The organism is Streptomyces sp. NPDC055632 (assembly GCF_053618675.1).
Window position 1 is genome coordinate 37110 of sequence record NZ_JBSHHY010000014.1, and the last position, 21071, is coordinate 58180.

17 protein-coding genes and 1 riboswitch are annotated in these 21071 nt (G+C 70.4%); of the genes, 5 read left to right on the forward strand and 12 right to left on the reverse strand.

Annotated features, from left to right (window positions below; translation table 11 throughout):
• Positions 1–171 precede the first annotated feature (171 nt).
• Positions 172–288: riboswitch (SAM riboswitch) on the reverse strand.
• Between the two features lie 86 nt (positions 289–374).
• From trpD to ctaE, 5 genes are all read right to left on the reverse strand, one after another.
• The gene (gene trpD / locus ACWGSR_RS19360) at positions 375–1439 is read right to left on the reverse strand and encodes an anthranilate phosphoribosyltransferase (RefSeq protein ID WP_376243657.1); all 1065 of its coding nucleotides are present in this window, start codon (positions 1437–1439) and stop codon (positions 375–377) included.
• A 133-nt stretch (positions 1440–1572) separates the two neighbouring features.
• Positions 1573–3198 (reverse strand): cytochrome bc1 complex cytochrome b subunit, encoded by a 1626-nt coding sequence (qcrB, locus tag ACWGSR_RS19365; RefSeq protein ID WP_453567717.1) that lies wholly within the window; start codon positions 3196–3198, stop codon positions 1573–1575.
• Positions 3195–4247: a cytochrome bc1 complex Rieske iron-sulfur subunit gene (qcrA, locus tag ACWGSR_RS19370; RefSeq protein ID WP_376243651.1), complete on the reverse strand. Its 1053-nt coding sequence runs from the start codon at positions 4245–4247 to the stop codon at positions 3195–3197. Before qcrA ends, qcrB begins: the two co-directional genes overlap by 4 nt.
• Positions 4244–5053 carry a cytochrome bc1 complex diheme cytochrome c subunit gene (gene qcrC / locus ACWGSR_RS19375; protein ID WP_376243649.1) on the reverse strand — a complete coding sequence of 270 codons (810 nt, stop codon included), beginning with the start codon at positions 5051–5053 and terminating at the stop codon, positions 4244–4246. Before qcrC ends, qcrA begins: the two co-directional genes overlap by 4 nt.
• Before the next feature lie 74 nt (positions 5054–5127).
• Entirely contained in the window at positions 5128–5748 is a 621-nt protein-coding gene (gene ctaE / locus ACWGSR_RS19380) for an aa3-type cytochrome oxidase subunit III (RefSeq protein WP_125658266.1), read from the reverse strand.
• Between the two features lie 202 nt (positions 5749–5950).
• On the opposite strand from ctaE, the gene ACWGSR_RS19385 reads away from it, so the two are divergent.
• Positions 5951–6352: a DNA-binding transcriptional response regulator gene (locus ACWGSR_RS19385; protein WP_041128838.1), complete on the forward strand. Its 402-nt coding sequence runs from the start codon at positions 5951–5953 to the stop codon at positions 6350–6352.
• A gap of 5 nt (positions 6353–6357) precedes the next feature.
• Here ACWGSR_RS19385 and ACWGSR_RS19390 read toward each other — a convergent pair whose 3' ends face one another.
• The 4 genes from ACWGSR_RS19390 to ctaC all read right to left on the reverse strand — a co-directional run bounded on the left by ACWGSR_RS19390 (position 6358) and on the right by ctaC (position 10860).
• On the reverse strand, positions 6358–7611 hold the full coding sequence (locus ACWGSR_RS19390; RefSeq protein WP_376243645.1) for a L,D-transpeptidase: 1254 nt from the start codon (positions 7609–7611) through the stop codon (positions 6358–6360).
• 122 nt (positions 7612–7733) lie between these two features.
• A complete protein-coding gene (locus ACWGSR_RS19395; RefSeq protein WP_366375336.1) occupies positions 7734–8132 on the reverse strand; it encodes a cytochrome c oxidase subunit 4 in 399 nt (132 codons plus the stop codon).
• Positions 8129–9868: an aa3-type cytochrome oxidase subunit I gene (gene ctaD, locus ACWGSR_RS19400; protein ID WP_453567721.1), complete on the reverse strand. Its 1740-nt coding sequence runs from the start codon at positions 9866–9868 to the stop codon at positions 8129–8131. The genes ACWGSR_RS19395 and ctaD overlap by 4 nt, the downstream gene beginning before the upstream one ends.
• Positions 9865–10860, reverse strand: a complete 996-nt coding sequence (ctaC, locus tag ACWGSR_RS19405) for an aa3-type cytochrome oxidase subunit II (RefSeq protein WP_376243638.1) — start codon at positions 10858–10860, stop codon at positions 9865–9867. The genes ctaD and ctaC overlap by 4 nt, the downstream gene beginning before the upstream one ends.
• A gap of 413 nt (positions 10861–11273) precedes the next feature.
• Between ctaC and ACWGSR_RS19410 the strand changes: the two genes are divergently transcribed.
• A complete protein-coding gene (locus tag ACWGSR_RS19410) occupies positions 11274–12716 on the forward strand; it encodes an aminotransferase class V-fold PLP-dependent enzyme (protein ID WP_453567723.1) in 1443 nt (480 codons plus the stop codon).
• 84 nt (positions 12717–12800) lie between these two features.
• Here the strand turns inward: ACWGSR_RS19410 and ACWGSR_RS19415 are convergent, their stop codons facing one another.
• Positions 12801–13775 (reverse strand): carbohydrate kinase family protein, encoded by a 975-nt coding sequence (locus ACWGSR_RS19415; protein WP_376243633.1) that lies wholly within the window; start codon positions 13773–13775, stop codon positions 12801–12803.
• 129 nt (positions 13776–13904) lie between these two features.
• Here ACWGSR_RS19415 and ACWGSR_RS19420 point away from each other — a divergent pair, with 129 nt between their 5' ends.
• Together ACWGSR_RS19420 and ACWGSR_RS19425 are read left to right on the forward strand one after the other, a co-directional pair.
• Complete coding sequence (locus ACWGSR_RS19420) at positions 13905–14111, forward strand: hypothetical protein (protein WP_376243630.1); 207 nt, start codon at positions 13905–13907, stop codon at positions 14109–14111.
• A gap of 75 nt (positions 14112–14186) precedes the next feature.
• Positions 14187–15806 (forward strand): hypothetical protein, encoded by a 1620-nt coding sequence (locus ACWGSR_RS19425; RefSeq protein WP_453567726.1) that lies wholly within the window; start codon positions 14187–14189, stop codon positions 15804–15806.
• A 71-nt stretch (positions 15807–15877) separates the two neighbouring features.
• Here ACWGSR_RS19425 and ACWGSR_RS19430 read toward each other — a convergent pair whose 3' ends face one another.
• Positions 15878–16234 (reverse strand): HesB/IscA family protein, encoded by a 357-nt coding sequence (locus ACWGSR_RS19430; protein WP_015033024.1) that lies wholly within the window; start codon positions 16232–16234, stop codon positions 15878–15880.
• Positions 16235–16470: 236 nt separating this feature from the next.
• Here ACWGSR_RS19430 and nadA point away from each other — a divergent pair, with 236 nt between their 5' ends.
• Entirely contained in the window at positions 16471–17658 is a 1188-nt protein-coding gene (gene nadA, locus ACWGSR_RS19435; RefSeq protein ID WP_376242235.1) for a quinolinate synthase NadA, read from the forward strand.
• 81 nt (positions 17659–17739) lie between these two features.
• Here nadA and ACWGSR_RS19440 read toward each other — a convergent pair whose 3' ends face one another.
• On the reverse strand, positions 17740–20901 hold the full coding sequence (locus ACWGSR_RS19440; RefSeq protein ID WP_453567728.1) for an efflux RND transporter permease subunit: 3162 nt from the start codon (positions 20899–20901) through the stop codon (positions 17740–17742).
• Positions 20902–21071: the final 170 nt, after the last annotated feature.

A 21071-nucleotide genomic window follows, 5' to 3' on the forward strand; every position in this document is an offset into this window, starting at 1 on the left:
TGAATCCCGTACGCGGCCGGACACGGCGGGGCACGGGTGAGGCCTCGGAAGACGTGGGGGTACGCGGAAGGGACCCTGATCCGAGGGTGAAGAAGGGGCGGACTCGCCCTATCGCATTCGCTTGCTCACGGAAAAAGCTCCTCGAGAGACCAGGACCCCTGGTGTTCGAGGGGTCCGCGCTTGCCGTAGACCTCGCTGCCTACGGCCTGGTCATCACCCGGGGCACCCCGCCACGGACGGAGGGTTGCCGGACAGCAAGCCGGGGCCAAAACGCTGTCACTCGTGACCTGAAGAGCATCCTGCCACATGATCGCGGATGCGCAAGACCCCGGTCCGCATGCTGGACCGGGGCCGTACGGCGAAAGGGCCGGGAACTACGCGTTGCTGACGGCGATCCAGCGCTCCAGGGCCCGGCGGGCGGCGCCGGAGTCGATCGCCTCGGCGGCCTTCGCGATGCCGGCGCGGATCTGCTCCACCAGGGTGCCGTCCCCCGGTTCGAGGGCCGTGAGCGCCGCCGCCGAGTTGAGCAGCACCGCGTCCCGCACCGGGCCGGTCTCCCCCGCGAGCAGCCGGCGGGCCACGTCGGCGTTGTACGAGGCGTCCGCGCCGCGCAGCGCCTCCACGGGCACCAGGTCGATGCCGACGTCCCGGGGGTCGAAGGCCTCCTCGCGCACCGAGCCGTCCCGGACCACCCAGACCCGCGAGGTGGCCGTGGTGGTCAGCTCGTCGAGCCCGTCGTCGCCGCGGAAGACCAGGGCGGAGGAGCCGCGCTCGGCGAGCACCCCGGCCATGATCGGAGCCATCCGGGCGTCGGCGACGCCGGTCGCCTGGGCCCGGACGCGGGCCGGGTTGGTGAGCGGACCGAGGAAGTTGAAGGTGGTCCGGATGCCCAGCTCCTTGCGGGCGGCGGCGACGTGCCGCAGCGCCGGGTGGAACTTCACCGCGAAGCAGAAGGTGATGCCCGCCTCCCCGGCGACCTCGGCGACCCGGCGCGGGGTCAGCTCCAGGTTGACGCCCAGCTTCTCCAGGACGTCGGAGGCGCCGGAGGCGGAGGAGGCCGCCCGGTTGCCGTGCTTGACGACCTTGGCGCCGGTGCCGGCGACCACGATCGCGGACATGGTGGAGATGTTGACGGTCTTGGCGCCGTCGCCGCCGGTGCCGACGATGTCGACGGAGGGGCCGGGGACCTCGATCGTGTTGGCGTGCTCGTACATCGTCCGGACGAGTCCGGAGATCTCCTCGACGGTCTCGCCCTTGGCGCGCAGGGCGACCGCGAAGCCGGCGATCTGCGCGTCGGTGGCCTCGCCGCGCAGGATGCGGTCCATCGCCCAGGCGGTGTCCTCGGCGCTCTGGTCGCGGCCGGTCAGCAGACCGTCCAGGACGACGGGCCAGGAGCGGCCCGCCGTGGTAGGTCCTCCAGCGGGGGTCGCGGCGCTCATGGCGGCTCCTGATCGTCATCGCGTACGGATACGGCCCCACCCTATCGACCCCCGGGGACGGCGAAGAGCCCCGTCCATCGAATGGACGGGGCTCTCGCCGTGGCGACTCTCAGGAAGTCAGGGGCTCAGGCGATCAGTGGTGGCCGTGGCCGCTCTGGATCTCCTTGTACTCCTCGACGGTGGGCTTGGCGATCTGGCTGTCCTCGCCGTAGTAGCCCTTGTTGAGCTTGACCCGCATCTTCTCCATGCGGCCGATCTTCCGCTCGACGCCGTTCTCGTCGACGGCCGGCGGCAGCTCGGCGGGCGCGTACTGCTCGTGCGCCGTGAGGCGGTGCAGCTCGCCCTGGCTGAGCGGCTCGTGGACCTCGACGAACTCACCGTGCGGCAGGCGCTTGATGATGCCCGACTCGCGGCCGTGCAGCACCTTCTCCTTGTCCCGGCGCTGGAGGCCGAGGCAGATCCGCTTGGTGACGATGAACGCGATGACCGGGCCGAGGAAGAAGAAGATCCGCACGAACCAGGTGATCGAGTTGATCGACAGGTGGAAGTGGGTCGCCCAGAGGTCGTTTCCACCACCCACGAGCATGACCATGTACGCGGTGATCCAGGCGACGCCGAAGGCGGTGCGCGTCGGAGCGTTGCGCGGGCGCTGCGCGATGTGGTGCTCGCGCTTGTCGCCGGTGATCCAGGACTCGATGAACGGGTAGACCGCGATCGCGGCGAGCACCGCCGGGAAGAGCACCAGCGGGATCATCACGCCCAGGACGAGCGTGTGGCCCCAGAGGTTGATCTCCCAGCCGGGCATGACGCGGATCAGACCCTCGGCGAAGCCCATGTACCAGTCGGGCTGGGCGCCGGTGGACACCTGGTCCGGGCGGTACGGGCCGAGCGCCCAGATCGGGTTGATCGAGGCGATCGCCGCGATGGCCGCGATGACGCCGAAGACCAGGAAGAAGAAGCCTCCCGCCTTCGCCATGTACACGGGGAGCAGCGGCATGCCGACGACGTTGTTGTTCGTACGGCCGGGGCCCTCGAAGTGCGTGTGCTTGTGGACGATCACCAGGATGAGGTGGGCGACCACCAGGCCCAGCATGATGCCGGGCAGCAGCAGCACGTGCGCCGAGTAGAACCGGGCGACGAAGTCGCCGCCGGGGAACTCCCCGCCGAACAGGAACATCGAGAGGTACGTGCCGACGATCGGCACGGACAGGATCGCGCCCTGCATGAAGCGGACACCGGTGCCGGAGAGCAGGTCGTCCGGGAGCGAGTAACCGGTGAAGCCGGTGAACATGCCCAGGAAGAACAGCAGGAAGCCGAACAGCCAGTTGATCTCACGCGGCTTGCGGAACGCGCCGGTGAAGAAGACGCGCATCATGTGCACGAACATGCCGGCGAGGAAGATCAGCGCCGCCCAGTGGTGGATCTGCCGGACGAGCAGACCGCCGCGCACCTCGAACGAGATGTGCATGGTCGAGTTGAACGCCTCGGACATCAGCTGTCCCTGGAGCGGGACGTACGGCCCCGCGTACTCCACCTCGTTCATCGACGGGTGGAAGAACAGCGTCAGGTAGACGCCCGTCAGGATGATGATGAGGAAGCTGTAGAGGCAGATCTCGCCCAGCATGAAGGACCAGTGGTCCGGGAAGATCTTCCGCATGTTGGCCTTGGCCAGCGTGTAGATCCCCAGGCGGCCGTCGGCCCAGTCGGCGACCCGCTCACCGGCGGGCGCCTTCTTGGTCGTATCCGTCACGGTGCTCATCCGCGCTCCCAGAAGGCAGGACCGACGGGCTCGTCGAAGTCGCCGAGCGCCTCCAGGAAGCCCTTGTCGTTCACGCCGATCCGCAGCTGCGGAAGGGCGTGACCGGCCGGGCCGAAGATGACGCGGGCGCCGTCGGAGAGGTCGAAGGTGGACTGGTGGCACGGGCAGAGGACGTGGTGCGTCTGCTGCTCGTACAGGGAGATCGGGCAGCCCACGTGGGTGCAGATCTTCGAGAACGCGACGATGCCCTCGTGCGACCACTCGAGCTCGCGCTTGTCCTTGATGTCGTCCGGCTGGATCCGGACGATCATCAGGGCGGCCTTGGCGATCTCGGTCTGGAAGTGGTGGTCGTGCTCCGAGAGGCCCTCGGGCATCGCGAAGGTCAGCGAACCGACCGCGACGTCCTCGGGACGCAGCGGCTCGTGGGTGTTCATGTTGATGAGCTGCTTGCCCTTGGCCCACAGGGTGGTCCGGAGCTTCTTCTCGGGCAGCGGGCCCATGTCGCGCAGCAGGACGATGCCGGAGAGCGGTACGAGCGACAGCGCGCCGAACATCGTGTTGCGGATGAGCTTGCGGCGGCCCATGCCGGACTCGGCGGCACCGGCCGCGAAGTCCGCCATGACCTGCGCCTTGACCTCGGGCGACGCCGCGATCGGGTGACGCTCGTCGGCGACCTCGACGTCGGACATCAGGGTGCGGGCCCAGTGGACCGCGCCCGCGCCGATGAAGAAGAGGGCCGCGCCGAGGGTCAGGCCCAGGGCGAAGTTGAGCGCGGACACCCGGCCGAAGGGCCAGATGTACACGATCTTGTCGACCGGGAAGATCACGTACGAGGCGATGAAGCCGACGGTGGCCAGCATCGACAGCGTGAACATGAAGGCGACCGCGCGCTCGGACCGGCGGGCGGCCCGCTCGTCGATGTCCTGGATGCGGGGCTTGTGGGGCGGGAGGCCCGGGTCGGCGAACGGGTCGTCGGCGACCTTCACCGCGCCGTGCGCGGTGTCCTGCCCTGCCGGCAGGTTCTCTTCTGAAATCTCTTGGCTACTCATGACTTCTTGGCCTTAGCGGTGTGGGCCGCGACCCAGACGGCAACTGCGATCAACGTACCCAGGCCGAAGATCCAGCCGAACAGACCTTCCGAGACGGGGCCGAGGCCACCGAGCGAGAGACCGCCCGGGCTGTCGGCCTTCTCGCCGTTGACGGCCTGGACGTACGCGATGATGTCCTTCTTCTGCTGCTCCGGCATGGTCGTGTCCGGGAAGGAGGGCATGTTCTGCGGGCCGGTCTGCATGGCCTCGTAGAGGTGCTTCGGGCTCACGCCTTCGAGGCTCGGGGCGTACTTGCCGTGCGTCAGCGCGCCGCCCTCACCGGTGAAGTTGTGGCACTGGGCACAGTTGGTGCGGAACAGCTCGCCGCCCTTGGCGGCGTCGGCGCCCGCGGGGTCGTACTGCTTCTCGGTCGGCGTGATCGGACCGGCGCCGAGAGAGGCGATGTACGCCGCGAGCTGGTCGATCTCGGCCTGCGAGTAGATGTTCTTCTTCTTCGGGACCTGGGCGCCCGGCTGCTGGGCCGGCATGCGGCCCGTGCCGACCTGGAAGTCCACGGAGGCCGAACCGACGCCTACGAGGGAGGGGCCGTCAGTGGTGCCCTGACCGCCGGTTCCGTGGCAGCTGGCGCAGCCGACGGAGTAGAGCTTCTTGCCCTCCTCGATGGCGAGGGACTGGGCGGTTTCATCGGCCTTCGCCGTGCCCGCGGGCGCGAACGCGGCGTACAGCCCCCCCGTGGCCGCCAGCGCGAGAAGTAGGACGACGACCGCCGCCAGCGGATGGCGTCGTCGTGCGGAGAGCTTTTTCACGGATTACCCCGGTGTCAGGATCTTCTGCGTCGATGCTTGCTGGATGTCTCGGTCCGCCGTGTCGGCGGGACCGATTACTTGATCATGTAGATCGTGGCGAAGAGGCCGATCCAGACGACATCGACGAAGTGCCAGTAGTAGGACACGACGATGGCGGCGGTTGCCTGCTCGTGAGTGAACCTCTTGGCGGCGTACGTCCGGCCCAGGACCAGCAGGAAGGCGATGAGTCCGCCCGTCACGTGCAGGCCGTGGAAGCCGGTGGTCAGGTAGAACACGGAGCCGTACGGGTCCGACGAGAGGGAGAGCCCCTCGTGCTTCACCAGCTCGGTGTACTCGAAGACCTGGCCGCCGATGAAGATCGCACCCATCACGAACGTGATGATGAACCACGTCCTGAGCTTCTTCACGTCGCCCCGCTCCGCGGCGAAGACGCCGAGCTGGCAGGTGAGGGAGGAGAGCACCAGGATCGTGGTGTTGGTGGCCGAGAACGGGAAGTTCAGGGCCGAGGCCTTTTCCGCCCAGAAGTCGGCACCCGTCACCGATCGCAGGGTGAAGTACATCGCGAAGAGGGCCGCGAAGAACATCAGCTCGGAGCTCAACCAGATGATGGTTCCGACGCTGGTGAGGTTCGGTCGATTGACCGACGGGTGTGCGTGCCCTGTTTCTACTGTCGTTACTGTCGCCACGACCGACATTATGTCGGTCGCTTATCCCGCCCTCACTCCGGGGGGTGCCGTTCGGAGTGTCAGGGGGGTGTGTCCAGCCCGAACGGCCCAGTGCGGGGCCTCCGGGGCGCCCTTCGAACAGGTGTTGAACGGGTGTTGACGGGCAGTGGACCGGAGTAGCATCCGCCGCATCGGTCGACGACCTTCCCACGGACTTCCCCACGGAGGAACGATGCAGTCGAGTGCCACGGTCCTGGTCTACAGCGACGACGCGAACACGCGCGCGCAGGTGCGGCTCGCGGCCGGGCGCAGGCCCGCGGCCGACGTTCCCCCGGTCGAGTTCGTGGAGTGCGCCACACTGCCGGCGGTCCTGAAGCGGCTGGACGAGGGCGGGATCGACGTCTGCGTCCTGGACGGCGAGGCCGTGCCGGCGGGCGGCATGGGGGTCTGCCGGCAGATCAAGGACGAGGTCTTCCGCTGCCCGCCGGTGCTGCTGCTCATCGGGCGCCCGCAGGACGCCTGGCTGGCCACCTGGAGCCGGGCGGACGCCGCGGTCACCCTCCCGGTGGAACCGGTCGAGTTCGCGGCGTCCCTGGCGTCCCTGCTGCGCTCCCGCCTCTCGCTCGACGCGTGAGCTGATCAGAGGGAGGGCCGCAGGCGGGCCTGCTCGGTGGAGACCACCGGCTCGCCGGCGGTCTCCACCAGGGCGCTGCCCTCGCGCCACTTCTCCCAGGACAGGTTCCAGTCGCCGAAGCCGTTGCCGAACCCCTCCATCGTGTCCCCGGAGCTGTTGACGGTCTTCACGATGTCGCCGGGGCGCACGGTCTCGAAGAACCAGGCCGCGTTCCCGGTCGACATGCCCACGCAGCCGTGGCTGACGTTCGCCACGCCCTGCGAGCCGACCGACCAGGGCGCGGCGTGCACGTACTCGCCGCTCCAGGTCACCCGGGTGGCGTAGTACACCGGCAGGTCGTACGACTCGGAGCTGCCCTCCGCGATGCCGACGGTGGTGCCCCGCATCCGGACGTAGTACTCCTTGCCGAGCACCACCTTGACGCCGTTGCGGGTGTCGAAGCCGGGCTTGCCGGTGGTCACCGGAATGGTGTTGATCACTTCTCCGTTGCGCTTCACCGTCATGTGGTGGGTCCCGGCGTCCGCGATGGCCTCGAGCCGGTCGCCGATGGTGAGCTTCAGCGGCTTGGACTCGCCGCCGTAGAGCTTGTCGCCGACCTTGAGGCCGTCCAGGTTGCCGCTGACCGTGACGGTCGCGCCGGCGGGCCAGTACTCCTTCGGGCGGAAGTGCAGCTTCTTGTCGTCCACCCAGTACCAGGAGCCCTCGACGGAGGGGGTGGAGCGGACCTTGAGGGCGCGTTCGACGACCGCGCGGGAGGCCCGGTCCTTGACGGGGAGGCTGAGCTCGGCGGTGATCGGCTGTCCGACGCCGTACGTGCCCGCCTCCGGCCCGAAGGTCGCGGTCAGGGCCCGCTTCGCCGGGGACGTCTCGAACGTGAACGTACGGGCGCCGGGGGCGCCGCCCTCGTCCTCCGTGGCCACCCGGACCGTGTAGCGGGCACCGGCCGCCAGGGTGGCCGTGGAGCGCCAGCGCCGTCCGTCCGCCGTGAGCTCGCCCGCCAGGTGGCGCCCCGAGGCGTCGACGGCGGTGACGTCGGTGATCCGGCCCTCGTCGCCCTTGGCGGTGATCTCCAGGGGCTTCTCGGGGTCCGCCTTGGCTCCGTCGGCGGGGGCGCTGACGGCGAGCTGGTCCGCCGCGTCGTACGCCTTCACCGTCAGCGGGTGGTCGTCCGATCCGGAGCACGCGGTGGTGCCCGCCGTGACGGTCACGGCCAACAGGGTGCAGCTCAGAACAGTCCGAATGCGCGGCGTGTCGTTCATGACCTCACCGTAAGAACAACACTCGGAGGGGGCGCGCCGAGTGCGGCAAAAGAGGGGCCCGGACACTTCGGTGACGAAGCGTCCGGGCCCCTCGGTGTGCTCCGGTGCGGAGCGGGGTACATCTACTGGTTCTGGTTCTCGCCGCGGTAGAACTCGAAGACCCAGCCGAACAGGCCGACGAGGATCAGCGGGGCGGAGAAGTACAGGATCCACCAGCCCATCGCGACGGCGAGGAAGGCGAGCGCGCCGCCGATGGCGAGCGAGAGCGGCTGCCAGCTGTGCGGGGCGAAGAAGCCCAGCTCACCGGCCTCGTCCGCGACGTCGGCCTCCTTGTCGTCCTGCGCCATCGCGTCGACACGCTTGGCCGTGAAGGCCAGGTAGTAGCCGATCATGATGGCCAGGCCGAAGGCCAGGAAGAGCGCCGTCGTGCCGACCGGCTCCTTGGACCAGACGCCGTACAGGATCGCCATGGCAAGGATGAAGACGCTCAGCCAGATGAACATCTTGCCCTGGATCTTCACTTGCCGGCCTCCTTGCTGCCCGTGAGGGCCTCGGCCTCGTGCGGCTTGTTCTCGAGCTGGTCGAGGGCGGCGATCTCAGGGTGGTGCAGGTCGAACGCCGGGGATTCCGAGCGGATGCGCGGCAGCGTGAGGAAGTTGTGCCGCGGCGGCGGGCAGGACGTCGCCCATTCGAGCGAACGGCCGTAGCCCCACGGGTCGTCGACCTCGATCTTCTTGCCGTACTTGGCGGTCTTCCAGACGTTGTAGAGGAACGGCAGGATCGACAGGCCCAGCAGGAAGGAGGAGATCGTCGAGATCGTGTTCAGGGCGGTGAAGCCGTCGGCGTTCAGGTAGTCCGCGTAACGGCGCGGCATGCCCTCGGCACCGAGCCAGTGCTGCACCAGGAAGGTGCCGTGGAAGCCGATGAACAGCGTCCAGAACGTCATCTTGCCGAGGCGCTCGTCCAGCATCTTGCCGGTGAACTTCGGCCACCAGAAGTGGAAGCCGGCGAACATCGCGAAGACGACGGTGCCGAAGACGACGTAGTGGAAGTGCGCCACGACGAAGTACGAGTCGGAGACGTGGAAGTCCATCGGGGGCGAGGCCAGGATGACACCGGTCAGACCACCGAAGGTGAAGGTGATCAGGAAGCCGATCGTCCACAGCATCGGTGTCTCGAAGGACAACGAGCCCTTCCACATCGTTCCGATCCAGTTGAAGAACTTCACGCCGGTCGGTACGGCGATGAGGAACGTCATGAAGGAGAAGAACGGGAGGAGCACGCCGCCGGTGACGTACATGTGGTGGGCCCACACGGTCACGGACAGACCGGCGATCGCGATCGTCGCGGCCACCAGGCCGATGTAGCCGAACATCGGCTTGCGGCTGAAGACCGGGATGATCTCGGAGACGATGCCGAAGAACGGCAGGGCGATGATGTACACCTCTGGGTGTCCGAAGAACCAGAAGAGGTGTTGCCAGAGCAGGGCACCGCCGTTGGCCGCGTCGAAGACGTGGGCACCGAACTTGCGGTCCGCCTCCAGGGCGAACAGCGCGGCCGCCAGGACCGGGAAGGCGAGCAGGACCAGGACACCGGTCAGCAGCACGTTCCAGGTGAAGATCGGCATGCGGAACATCGTCATGCCCGGAGCGCGCATGCAGATGATCGTGGTGATGAAGTTGACCGAACCGAGGATCGTGCCGAAGCCGGAGAAGGCCAGACCCATGATCCACATGTCGGCGCCGACGCCCGGCGAGCGGACGGCGTCCGACAGCGGGGAGTAGGCGAACCAGCCGAAGTCGGCCGCACCCTGCGGGGTGAGGAAGCCGGCCACCGCGATGATCGAGCCGAAGAGGTAGAGCCAGTAGGCGAACATGTTCAGCCGCGGGAACGCCACGTCGGGCGCGCCGATCTGCAGCGGCATGATCCAGTTCGCGAATCCGGCGAACAGCGGCGTCGCGAACATCAGCAGCATGATCGTGCCGTGCATCGTGAACGCCTGGTTGAACTGCTCGTTCGACATGATCTGCGTACCCGGACGGGCCAGCTCGGCGCGCATGAAGAGCGCCATGAGTCCGCCGATGCAGAAGAAGACGAACGACGTGACCAGGTACATCGTCCCGATCGTCTTGTGGTCGGTGGTGGTCAGCCACTTCACCACGACATTGCCGGGCTGCTTGCGCCGTACGGGCAGCTCGTTCTCGTACGAGCCCTCAGCTGCTGCGGCGGCACCCTGGGTTTCGTTGTGGATGCTCACAGTTGGTTCTTCTCCGCATTCCTGGCCGGGTCCGTCTGCTCGATGCCGGACGGGATGTAGCCGGTCTGCCCCTTCTCGGCCAGCTCCTTCAGGTGCTGCTGGTAGCGCTCCGGGGAGACCACCTTGACGTTGAAGAGCATCCGGGAGTGGTCGACACCGCACAGCTCGGCGCACTTGCCGAGGAAGGTGCCCTCACGCGTCGGGGTGACCTCGAAGGAGTTGGTGTGACCCGGGATGACGTCCTGCTTCATGAGGAAGGGGACCACCCAGAAGGAGTGGATGACGTCACGCGAGGTCAGGACGAACCGGACCTTCTCGCCCAGGGGCAGCCACAGGGTCGGGCCCGGGTTGCCGGTCTGCGGGTTCCGGTCGCCGGGGATGCCGGCGTCGTAGACTCCGCCGGCATTCGCCGGGAAGTCGTCGATGAACTTGTCCGGAATCGAGGCGAGGTTCTTGTCCGTCTTGGCGTCGCCCTTCACACCGGGCACGTCCTCGACGTAGTTGAAGCCCCAGCTCCACTGGTAGCCGACCACGTTGACGGTGTGGGCGGGCTTGTCGGAGAGCTCGAGGAGCTTCGACTCGTCGCGCGCGGTGAAGTAGAAGAGCACCGAGACGATGATGAGGGGCGTGACCGTGTACAGCGCCTCGATGGGCATGTTGTAACGGGTCTGCGGAGGTACCTCGACCTTGGAGCGGGTGCGCCGGTGGAAGACGACGGACCACAGGATCAGGCCCCACACCAGCACACCGGTGACGAGGGCGGCCGCCCACGAGCCCTGCCACAGGGAGAGGATCCGGGGAGCCTCCTCCGTGACGGGGGTGGGCATACCGAGGCGGGGGAAGTCTTCCCAGTTGTACGAGCAGCCGGTGGCTGTCGCCAGGATCAGGCCCGCAGTCAGCACCTGCGGCAGCTTCCGCCGCATCGGGCGCCGAGACGTGGGGGTACCGCCCGCGCCTTGGCTGCGGGGGAGGTCGGAGCCGTTGGGACTCACGTAGCGCCTTCCCGAGAGTCTCGGCCCGCGTTGGTCGGCCACGGCCGTCCGTCTCGCTGGTCGGTCGCCGCCCCGGCCGCGGGCAGGGGTTTGGATGTTTATGCGGACCAAACCCTACTGGACGCTATTTGGGGTCGCGCGGGGAGGGTGCCCAACGCGCCGTCCGACTCCCCGAAGGGGTGGAGCCGGGGGTTCCGGAGGGGGGTCCGGCGCACCCGTCCGGGGGTTCGGAGACGGGCCGGGCGGCTGTTCTGACGAGGGCTCATCGGGCGGGGCCGGGCGACAAGCCGGGGCGGAGGCGGTGCGCCGGGGGCGGGGGGAGGAACCCGCGGAGGGGTGCGCCCGGGGCCGGGGCGGCGGGCCTGCGGAGGGGTGCGCCGGGGCCGGGCCCGCGCACGTTCTACCGTGGGCGGATGCCGTACTTCGACGCCGCGTCCGCCGCCCCGCTGCACCCCGTCGCCCGCCAGGCGCTACTCGCCTCCCTCGACGAGGGCTGGGCCGATCCGGCCCGGCTGTACCGGGAGGGGCGGCGGGCCCGGCTGCTGCTCGACGCGGCGCGGGAGGCCGCGGCGGAGGCGGTGGGCTGCCGCGCCGACGAGCTCGTGTTCACTCCTTCGGGTACGCGCGCGGTTCACGCGGGGGTCTCCGGCGCGCTCGCGGGGCGCCGCCGCGCCGGGAACCGGCTCGTGGTGTCGGCGGTCGAGCACTCCTCCGTCCTGCACGCGGCCGAGGTCCACGCGGCGGCGGGCGGGACGGTGGCCGAGGTGCCGGTGGACCGGTCGGGGGCGGTGGACGCCGGGACCTTCGCGGCGGCCCTCGGGGAGGGGACGGCCCTGGCCTGCCTCCAGTCGGCCAACCACGAGGTGGGGACCGCGCAGCCGGTGGCCGAGGTGGCCGAGGCCTGCCGGGGGGTGGGCGTGCCGCTGCTGGTGGACGCGGCCCAGTCGCTCGGCTGGGGCCCGGTGGAGGGGGGCTGGTCGCTGCTCGCGGCCAGCGCGCACAAGTGGGGCGGTCCGGCGGGGGTGGGACTGCTCGCCGTGCGGAAGGGAGTGCGGTTCGCCCCGCAAGGGCCTTCGGACGAGCGGGAGTCGGGCCGGGCGCCGGGCTTCGAGAACCTGCCGGCGATCGTGGCGGCGGCGGCCTCGCTGCGGGCGGTCCGGGCGGAGGCGGAGGCAGAGGGGGCGCGGCTCCGGGAGCTGGTGGACCGGATCCGGGCGCGGGTGCCGGAGCTGGTGCCGGACGTGGAGGTGGTGGGCGACCCGGTGCGCCGGCTCCCCCATCTCGTCACCTTCTCCTGTCTCTACGTCGACGGGGAGACGCTGCTGCACGAGCTGGACCGGGAGGGTTTCTCCGTTTCGTCCGGTTCGTCGTGCACGAGTTCGACGCTGACGCCCAGCCATGTGCTGCGCGCGATGGGGGTGCTGAGCGAGGGGAACGTCCGGGTCTCCCTGCCGGCCGGTACGCCGGCGGAGGACGTGGACCGCTTCCTCGACGTGCTGCCGGGGGTGGTGGCGGGGGTGCGGGAGCGGCTCGGCGTCCCGGGCGCGGCGGCCTCGGTGGCCGGTTCCGGCGCGGTGGCCGGGGACGTACCGGCTGCGGACGCGCAAGTCGCGGACGCGCAGGTCGCGGACGTGCTGGTCGTGGACGCGCTGGGGCGGCGCTGTCCGATCCCGGTGATCGAGCTGGCCAAGGTGATCGGCGACGTCCCGGTGGGCGGCACGGTGCGGGTCCTCGCGGACGACGAGGCGGCGCGCCTGGACATCCCGGCGTGGTGCGAGATGCGGGGCCAGGAGTACCTGGGCGAGGAGCCGTCCGCGCGGGGCGGCGTCGCGTACCTGGTGCGGCGGGCGGCCTGACCGCGCGGGCCCGGACGCGTCCGGCGCGACGGGCGCACCGGCCCGCGCGGGCCCGGGAGGTCCCGGGCCCGGCGGGGGCGGGCGTCAGACGAGGTGCGCGTGGACCTCGGCGGCGGCCTCGTCGCCGTACGCCTTGGTGAAGCGCTCCATGAAGTTGGCGCGGCCCAGGGTGTACTCCTGGGTGCCCAGGGTCTCGATGACGAGGGTGGCCAGCATGCAGCCGATCTGGGCGGCGCGCTCGTGGCCGACGCCCCAGATGAGACCGGTGAGGAAGCCGGCCCGGAAGGCGTCGCCGACGCCGGTGGGGTCGACCTTGGCCGTCTCCTCGGGGCAGCCGACCTCGATCGGGTCCTCGCCGACCCGCTCGATGCGCACGCCGCGCGAGCCGAGCGTGGTGACGCGGTGGCCGACGCGGGAGAGGATCTCCGCCTCGGTCCAGCCCGTCTTCGACTCGATGAGGCCCTTCTCGTACTCGTTGGAGAAGAGGTAGGTGGCGCCGTCGAGGAGGGTGCGGATCTCCTCGCCGTCCATGCGCGCGATCTGCTGCGAGAAGTCCGCGGCGAAGGGGAGGGAGCGGGTGCGGCACTCCTCGGTGTGGCGGAGCATCGCCTCGGGGTCGTCGGCGCCGATCAGGACCAGGTCGAGGCCGCCCACGCGGTCGGCGACGGCCTTGAGCTCGATCAGCCGGGCCTCGCTCATCGCGCCCGTGTAGAAGGAGCCGATCTGGTTGTGGTCCCGGTCGGTGGTGCAGACGAAGCGGGCGGTGTGCAGGACCTCGGAGATGCGGACCGAGCCGGTGTCGACGCCGTGCCGGTCGAGCCAGGCCCGGTACTCGTCGAAGTCGAAGCCGGCGGCGCCCACCAGGACGGGGCTGCTGCCGAGCTGCCCCATGCCGAAGCAGATGTTGGCGGCGACGCCGCCCCGGCGCACGTCCAGGTTGTCCACGAGGAAGGAGAGGGACACCGTGTGGAGCTGGTCGGCCACGAGCTGGTCGGCGAACCTTCCGGGGAAGGTCATGAGGTGGTCGGTGGCGATGGAGCCGGTGACTGCGATACGCACGGCGGGCGCTCCTGCGGGAAGGCGGTAATGACAGTTCACGCTACCCGCTGGGGCCCGCCCTGCCGAACAGTGGAAACTACCCCAGAGTAGGCCTTTTCTCCGCGGGCCGGCGGTGCGTACGGTGCGCCCATGAGTCTCTACCCCGCTCCTCGAGAGCGACACGAGTCCGAGTTGAGCCTGGCGCAGCTGCGCGGCGACGGCGCCCGCATGGCCCCGCACTGGGTGGCACCGGTGGAGCCGGAGTCCGCCCCGGTCTCTCCCGCCCTGATCAACGGGGTCGTCGTGCCGGCCGCCTCGGCCCGGATGATCGACGCCACCGCCGAGTACGGCGGCTGACGGAACCGTCCGGGCTCCCGCTCCGTCCCACCGGTGTCTTCCACGGAGATGACCGAGGGACGAAGGAGCTGAGCCGTGAGCGGTACGGAGAACGGTCGGAGGCGGCGGACGCTGCTCACCGCCTCGGTGGCGGCGGGCGTGCTGCTCGCCGGGGGCGGCGGGGTCTACCTCGCCACCGCGGCGTCCGGCGACGGCGGCGCGGACGGCGCGAGCCGGTCCGCCGACGCGGCCGGGCCCCCGCCGCCGCTGCGCCTGGGGGCCGGCGACGGCGGTGCGGACGGGGGTCCCGGGATCGCGCCCGGCGAGCCCGACCCCGGCGGCGGTCCGCGCGGGACCGTCTACAAAGCCAAGGGCCCACTCCCCCAAGGGCCCTCCTCGGCCGCGGTCCACCGGCCCGAGGGCCTGGTCACCTCGGCGGAGGTGACCAGGCTGGCCGACGCGCTCGGGGTCTCCGGGCGCCCCGTCCTGGCGGGCGACGTCTGGTCGATCGCGCCGGAGAAGGACGGCTCGGGACCGCGGCTCGACGTGGCGCGGAAGGCGCCGGGGAACTGGACTTACTCCTGGTACGACGGCGGTCCGGCCGGCGACACCTGCCTCAAGGGCAAGGCGTGCCCGCCGCCGGGGGAGACGAAGCCCTCGCGCGGCGGCTCGCCGGTGAGCGAGGCGGCGGCGAAGGCCGTGGCGGCCCCGGTCCTGAAGGCGATCGGCCAGGACGGCGCGAAGGTGACCGCCGGACAGGTGATGAACGGGTCCGTACGGGTGGTCAACGCCGAGCCGGTGGTGGGCGGCCTCCCGACCTACGGCTGGTCGACGGGGCTGCACGTCGAGCCGGACGGCCGGGTGTCCGGCGGGAGCGGGATGCTCGAGCTGCCGGCCGAGGGCGCCGCGTACCCCGTGGTGGGGGCGGCGAAGGCCCTCCAGGAGCTGAACGAGGACTCGAAGGGCACGGGCCCGATCGGCATCGGCGGCTGCGCCACGCCCGTCCCGAACGGGGAGGAGCCGGGCGCCGGGGTGCCGGAGGGCCCGGGGGCCGGGAAGCCGGGGACGGACGAGGTGCCGGGCGCCGGGAAGCCGGGGGCGGACGAGGTGCCGGGCGCCGGGAAGCCGGGGACGGCCGAGATCCCGAGCGCCGGGAGGCCCGGGACGGCCGAGGAGGTCCCGAGCGCCGGGAAGCCCACGGGTGGGCCCGTTCCGCCCTGTCAGTCGCCCGCCGACCAGGGCCCGCCGGTCGAGGTGCCGGTGACGGGCGCGGTCTTCGGGCTCGCCGCGCAGGACGTGGACGGCGAGCGGCTGCTCGTACCGGCGTGGCTGTTCACGGCGGACCCGGCCGACGCGGCGCCGTACACGGTGGTGCGCACGGCGGTCGAGGACCGCTACCTGGCGCCGCCGGTGAAGACCCCGCCGGCGCCCGACGAGGGCACGGCGCCGGCCCGGCAGGTCCAGTCGTACAAGGCAGGGGACGACGGCCGGAAGCTGACGGTCGCCTTCTGGGGCGGGGTGTGCAGCACGTACGGGGTGACGGCCGAGCAGACCCCGGAGCGGGTCGCCCTCCGGATCGAGGAGACCCCGGCCGAGCCGGGCCGGATGTGCGTCGCCATGGCGGTGGAGATCGTGAAGACGGTGACCCTGGACGCCCCGCTCGGCTCGCGGCCGGTGGTGGACGCGGCGAGCGGCGAGACGGTGCCGCGCCGCTGACGTCCCCCGCGCACGCGTGAGGGCGGGCCCCGGAATTCCTTCCGGGGCCCGCCCTCACTCACGCGTACGACTCAGCTGAACGAGTCACCGCAGGCGCAGGAGCCCGTGGCGTTCGGGTTGTCGATGGTGAAGCCCTGCTTCTCGATGGTGTCGACGAAGTCGATCGAGGCACCGCCGAGGTACGGAGCGCTCATGCGGTCGGTGACGACCTTGACGCCGTCGAAGTCCTTCACGACGTCGCCGTCGAGCGAGCGCTCGTCGAAGAAGAGCTGGTAACGCAGGCCGGAGCAGCCGCCGGGCTGAACGGCGACGCGCAGGGCCAGGTCCTCGCGGCCTTCCTGGTCGAGGAGGGCCTTGACCTTGGCCGCGGCGGCGTCGGACAGGAGGATGCCGTCGCTGACAGTGGTCTTCTCGTCCGATACGGACATCTGCTTCTCTCCCGGTGTGTACGGAGACTGCTTACCGACGGTGGAAACCGACGGTGCCCCGGATTCATTCCGGGCCGAGTGGGTTTTTCCTCCTTTCATGCTCGCACACCCTGTCCAGATGCGTGGAAGGCGAATTCGTCACATCGACACTATGGACATCGTCAACGTGACGTGAAGGGGTTATGATAGATAGCGTCATTTAGACGAAAAGGTTCCCCGAAGAAAGGGTGCGTGACGTGACCACGGCCCAAACCCGTCATGAGCTCGACGTCCAGCCGACGCCGCTCGCCCTCCTCCTGCTCGGCCGCGAGGCGGACCCGAAGAGCGAGCGCGGCGTGGAGTGCCCCGGCGACCTGCCGTCGCCCTCCGACCCCGACCTCGTGGAACGCGCCCGCGCGGCCAAGGAGAAGCTCGGGGACAAGGTCTTCGTGCTCGGCCACCACTACCAGCGCGACGAGGTCATCCAGTTCGCCGACGTCACCGGCGACTCCTTCAAGCTCGCGCGCGACGCGGCCGCCAAGCCGGAGGCGGAGTACATCGTCTTCTGCGGCGTGCACTTCATGGCGGAGTCGGCCGACATCCTCACCGGCGACGACCAGAAGGTCGTCCTGCCCGACCTCGCGGCCGGCTGTTCGATGGCCGACATGGCCACCGCCGAGCAGGTCGCCGAGTGCTGGGACGTGCTGACCGAGGCCGGGATCGCCGAGCAGGTCGTGCCCGTCTCGTACATGAACTCCTCGGCCGACATCAAGGCCTTCACCGGCAAGCACGGGGGCACCATCTGCACCTCGTCCAACGCCGAGCGGGCCTTGGACTGGGCGTTCGAGCAGGGCGAGAAGGTGCTGTTCCTGCCGGACCAGCACCTGGGCCGCAACACCGCCGTCCGCGACATGGGCATGTCCCTGGACGACTGCGTCCTGTACAACCCGCACAAGCCGAACGGCGGGCTGACCGTCGAGCAGCTGCGCGCCGCCAAGATGATCCTGTGGCGGGGCCACTGCTCGGTGCACGGCCGGTTCTCGCTGGAGTCGGTCGAGGACGTGCGGGCCCGCATCCCCGGCGTGAACGTGCTCGTCCACCCCGAGTGCCGGCACGAGGTCGTCGCCGCCGCCGACTACGTGGGCTCGACCGAGTACATCATCAACACCCTGGAGGCGGCCCCGGCCGGTTCGAAGTGGGCGATCGGGACGGAGCTGAACCTCGTCCGGCGCCTGGCGAACCGGTACGCCGACCAGGGCAAGGAGATCGTCTTCCTCGACAAGACGGTCTGCTTCTGCTCGACCATGAACCGCATCGACCTGCCGCACCTGGTGTGGGCCCTGGAGTCCCTGGCCGAGGGCAAGCTGATCAACCGGATCGAGGTCGACAAGGAGACGGAGAGCTTCGCGAAGCTGGCGCTCGAGCGGATGCTGGCGCTGCCGTAACGATTCACCTCCCCGTACTCCCGTACGTACGCCGAAGGGCGCCCCGCGCGTGTCGCGGGGCGCCCTTCGCACATGCCGGACTCAGTCCAGGAGGTTCAGCAGGGTCGCGTCCAGCGGCGAGACGTCCGGCTGCTCCGCGTTGTGCGTCGTGTCGCCGTCCTTCTCCTTCGCGGCCCTCTTCTCCGCCTTCCGCTTCGCACGGCGCTCCTTGCGGAGCTCCACCATCGCGTAGAGGGTCGGGACGAGGAGCAGGGTCAGCAGCGTCGAGGTGATCAGCCCGCCGATCACCACCACGGCCAGCGGCTGGGCGATGAAACCGCCCTCGCCGGTGATGCCGAGGGCCATCGGCAGCAAGGCGAAGATCGTCGCCAGGGCGGTCATCAGGATCGGGCGGAGCCGGTGCCGGCCGCCCTCGACCACCGCTTCGACGACGCCGAGGCCCCGCTCCCGGTACTGGTTGATCAGATCGATCAGGACGATCGCGTTGGTGACGACGATGCCGATGAGCATCAGCATGCCGATCATCGCCGGGACGCCCATCGCGGTGTCGGTGACCACGAGCAGACCGATCGCGCCGGTCGCCGCGAACGGGATCGAGACCAGCAGGATCAGCGGCTGGACCAGCGACCGGAAGGTCGCGACGAGCAGCATGAAGACGATCGCGACGGCCGCGAGCATCGCGAGGAACAGATTGAGGAAGGCCTCGTTCTGGTCCTCGGAGACGCCGCCGATGGTGGCGGTGGCGCCCGCCGGCAGGTCGAGCGCGTCGATCTTCGACTGGAGGGAGGCGCTCACGGCGCCGGTGTTGTCGCCGACCGGCTCGGCCGTGATCGTCGCGGCGCGGGCGCCGTCGATCCGGGTCGTGGAGACCGGGCCGGGGACCAGCTCGACGGTGGCGACGTCACCGAGCCGCACCGGGCCGAGGGGCAGCGCCCTCAGCTCGTCCAGGGTGGCGGCGGGCTTCGCCGAGGTGACGAGGACGTCCCGCTCGCTGCCGTCGAGGGTCGCCCTGGCGGCCGGGGTGCCCCGGACGGCCTGGGCGACGCCCATGCCGAGCGAGGCGGCGTCGAAGCCGGCGTCGGCCGCGGCGGGCTTCGGCGTGACGGAGACGCGCGGGACGGACTGCGACAGGTCGCTCTGGACGTCGGTGACGTCCTTCATCCCGGCGATCGCGGTGCGGACCTGCTCGGAGGCCTTCTTCAGGACCTCGGCGTCGGCGGCCTTCACGACCACGCTCAGGTTCTGGTTGGCGAAGCCGTCACCGGCCGCGAGGGTGGTGTCGCCGATCCCGTCGAGCCCGGCGAGCCCCTTCTCGATGGCGTCCCGCGTCCTCTCGTACGAGGCGGACCCCTCCAGGCTGACCTGGTACGAGGCCTGGTTCGCGCCGGTGCCGCCGCCGAAGGCCGCCATGAAGCCGGACGAGCCGACGTTGACCTGGTAGTCCTTGACGCCCTCGGTCTCCGCGAGGACCTTCTCGACCTTCTTCGCGGCCGCGTCGGTGGCGTCCAGGGAGGTGCCGGGCGGCAGCTCCTGCTTGATGCTGAGGACCTCCTGCTCGCCTTGGTCGAAGAAGTTCGTCTTCAGGAGCGGGGCCATGCCGAAGGTGCCCACCAGGACGGCGGCCGCGATGCCCAGGCTCATGAGCCGGCGCCGGGTCGCGAACCGCAGGACCGGCACGTACAGGCGCTGGAGGCGGCTCCTCTCCTCCCGCTCCTCGGCGAGCCTGCGGGCCTCGGCCAGGTCCTCCGGCGTGCCCTTGGGGGCGCGCAGGAACCAGTACGAGAGGACCGGGACGACGGTCAGGGAGACGAGCAGCGAGGCGAGCAGGGCCGCCGTGACCGTCAGCGAGAACGAGCCGAACAGCTCGCCGATCATGCCGCCGGTCAGACCGATCGGCAGGAAGACGGCGACGGTGGTGAGGGTGGAGGAGGTGACGGCGCCCGCCACCTCGCGGACCGCGGTGAGAATCGCGGCCCGGCGCTCCTCGCCGTAGCCGAGGTGGCGCTTGATGTTCTCCAGGACCACGATCGAGTCGTCGACGACCCGGCCGATGGCGATGGTGAGCGCGCCGAGCGTCAGCATGTTGAGCGAGAGGTCGCGGGTCCACAGCACGATGAGGGCGAGGACGACCGAGAGCGGGATGGAGACCGCGGTCACCAGGGTCGAGCGGATCGACGTGAGGAAGACCAGGATCACCAGGACGGCCATGACGAGGCCGAGCGCGCCCTCGGTGGTGAGGCCGGAGACGGCCTTGGCGACGGCCGGGCCCTGGTCGGAGACGACGGTCAGCCCGGCGCCGGCGCCGAGGTCGCGGCGCAGCTCGGGCAGCTTCTCCGCGACGGCGTCGGAGATCGCGACGGCGCTGCCGTCCTTGTCCATGGTGGCCATGACGGCGAGGCTGGGCCTGCCGTTGGTGCGGGTCAGGGAGGTGCGCGGGGACTCCTCCTGGCGGACGGCGGCCACGTCGCCGAGGCGGACCGCCTTCCCCTTGCCGGGGACGGCCGCCGGGATGCGCAGGTCCTCGATCTGCTTCAGGGAGGTGTAGCCGCCGCCGACCTGGATCGTGCGGCTCTTCCCGTCCTCGGCGAAGGAGCCGGCGGGCATCGTGCCGCCGCCGGCGCGCAGGGCCTCGGTGAGCCTCATCGTGCTGAGGCCGGCCGCGGCGAGCCTGCGCTCGTCGGGGACGACGGAGACCTGGAGGTCCTGGACGCCGCTGACGGAGACCTGGCCGACGCCCTCAATGTCCTGGAGGGCGGGCACGACGGTCCGGTCGAGGAGGTCCGCGAGGGCCTGCGGGTCCTTGTCGGAGGAGGCGGCGAGGACGACGGTCGGGATGTCGTCCGTCGAACCGGCCACGACCTGCGGGTCGACCGTGTCGGGGAGCTCGGCGCGGGCGCGGTTCACGGCCTGCTGGACGTCCGCGACGAGCTGCTTGGTCGACTCGTCGCCGTAGTCGAAGGAGGCCATGACGAGGGCCATGCCCTCGGAGGCGGTGGAGGTGACCGACGTGAGGCCGTCGACGGCCTTCAGGCTGTTCTCCAGCGGTTCGACGACCTGCTTCTCGACCACGTCGGGAGAGGCGCCCTGGTACGGCGCGAGGACCGAGACCACGGGCAGCTCGATCGAGGGGAACAGCTGCTGCTTGAGCTGCGGGATCGCGATCGCCCCGAAGACGATCGCGACGAGCGACGTCAGCCCGATCAGGGCCCGTTGCGCGAGGCTGAATCTGGACAGCCAGGACATGGGATGGGGTCTCTCTTCCGTGGCGTACGCGTCGGCGGTCGGGAACGGCCGGAAACCCGGTCTTCGACCGGCCCGCGACGCCCCCGTCCCTACGATCGGCCATCCGCCGCCGGAAGTCCTCGGCCCTCGGGCGCACTTCTTTACGCCGCGCGTACCGCGTCCGGAGTACG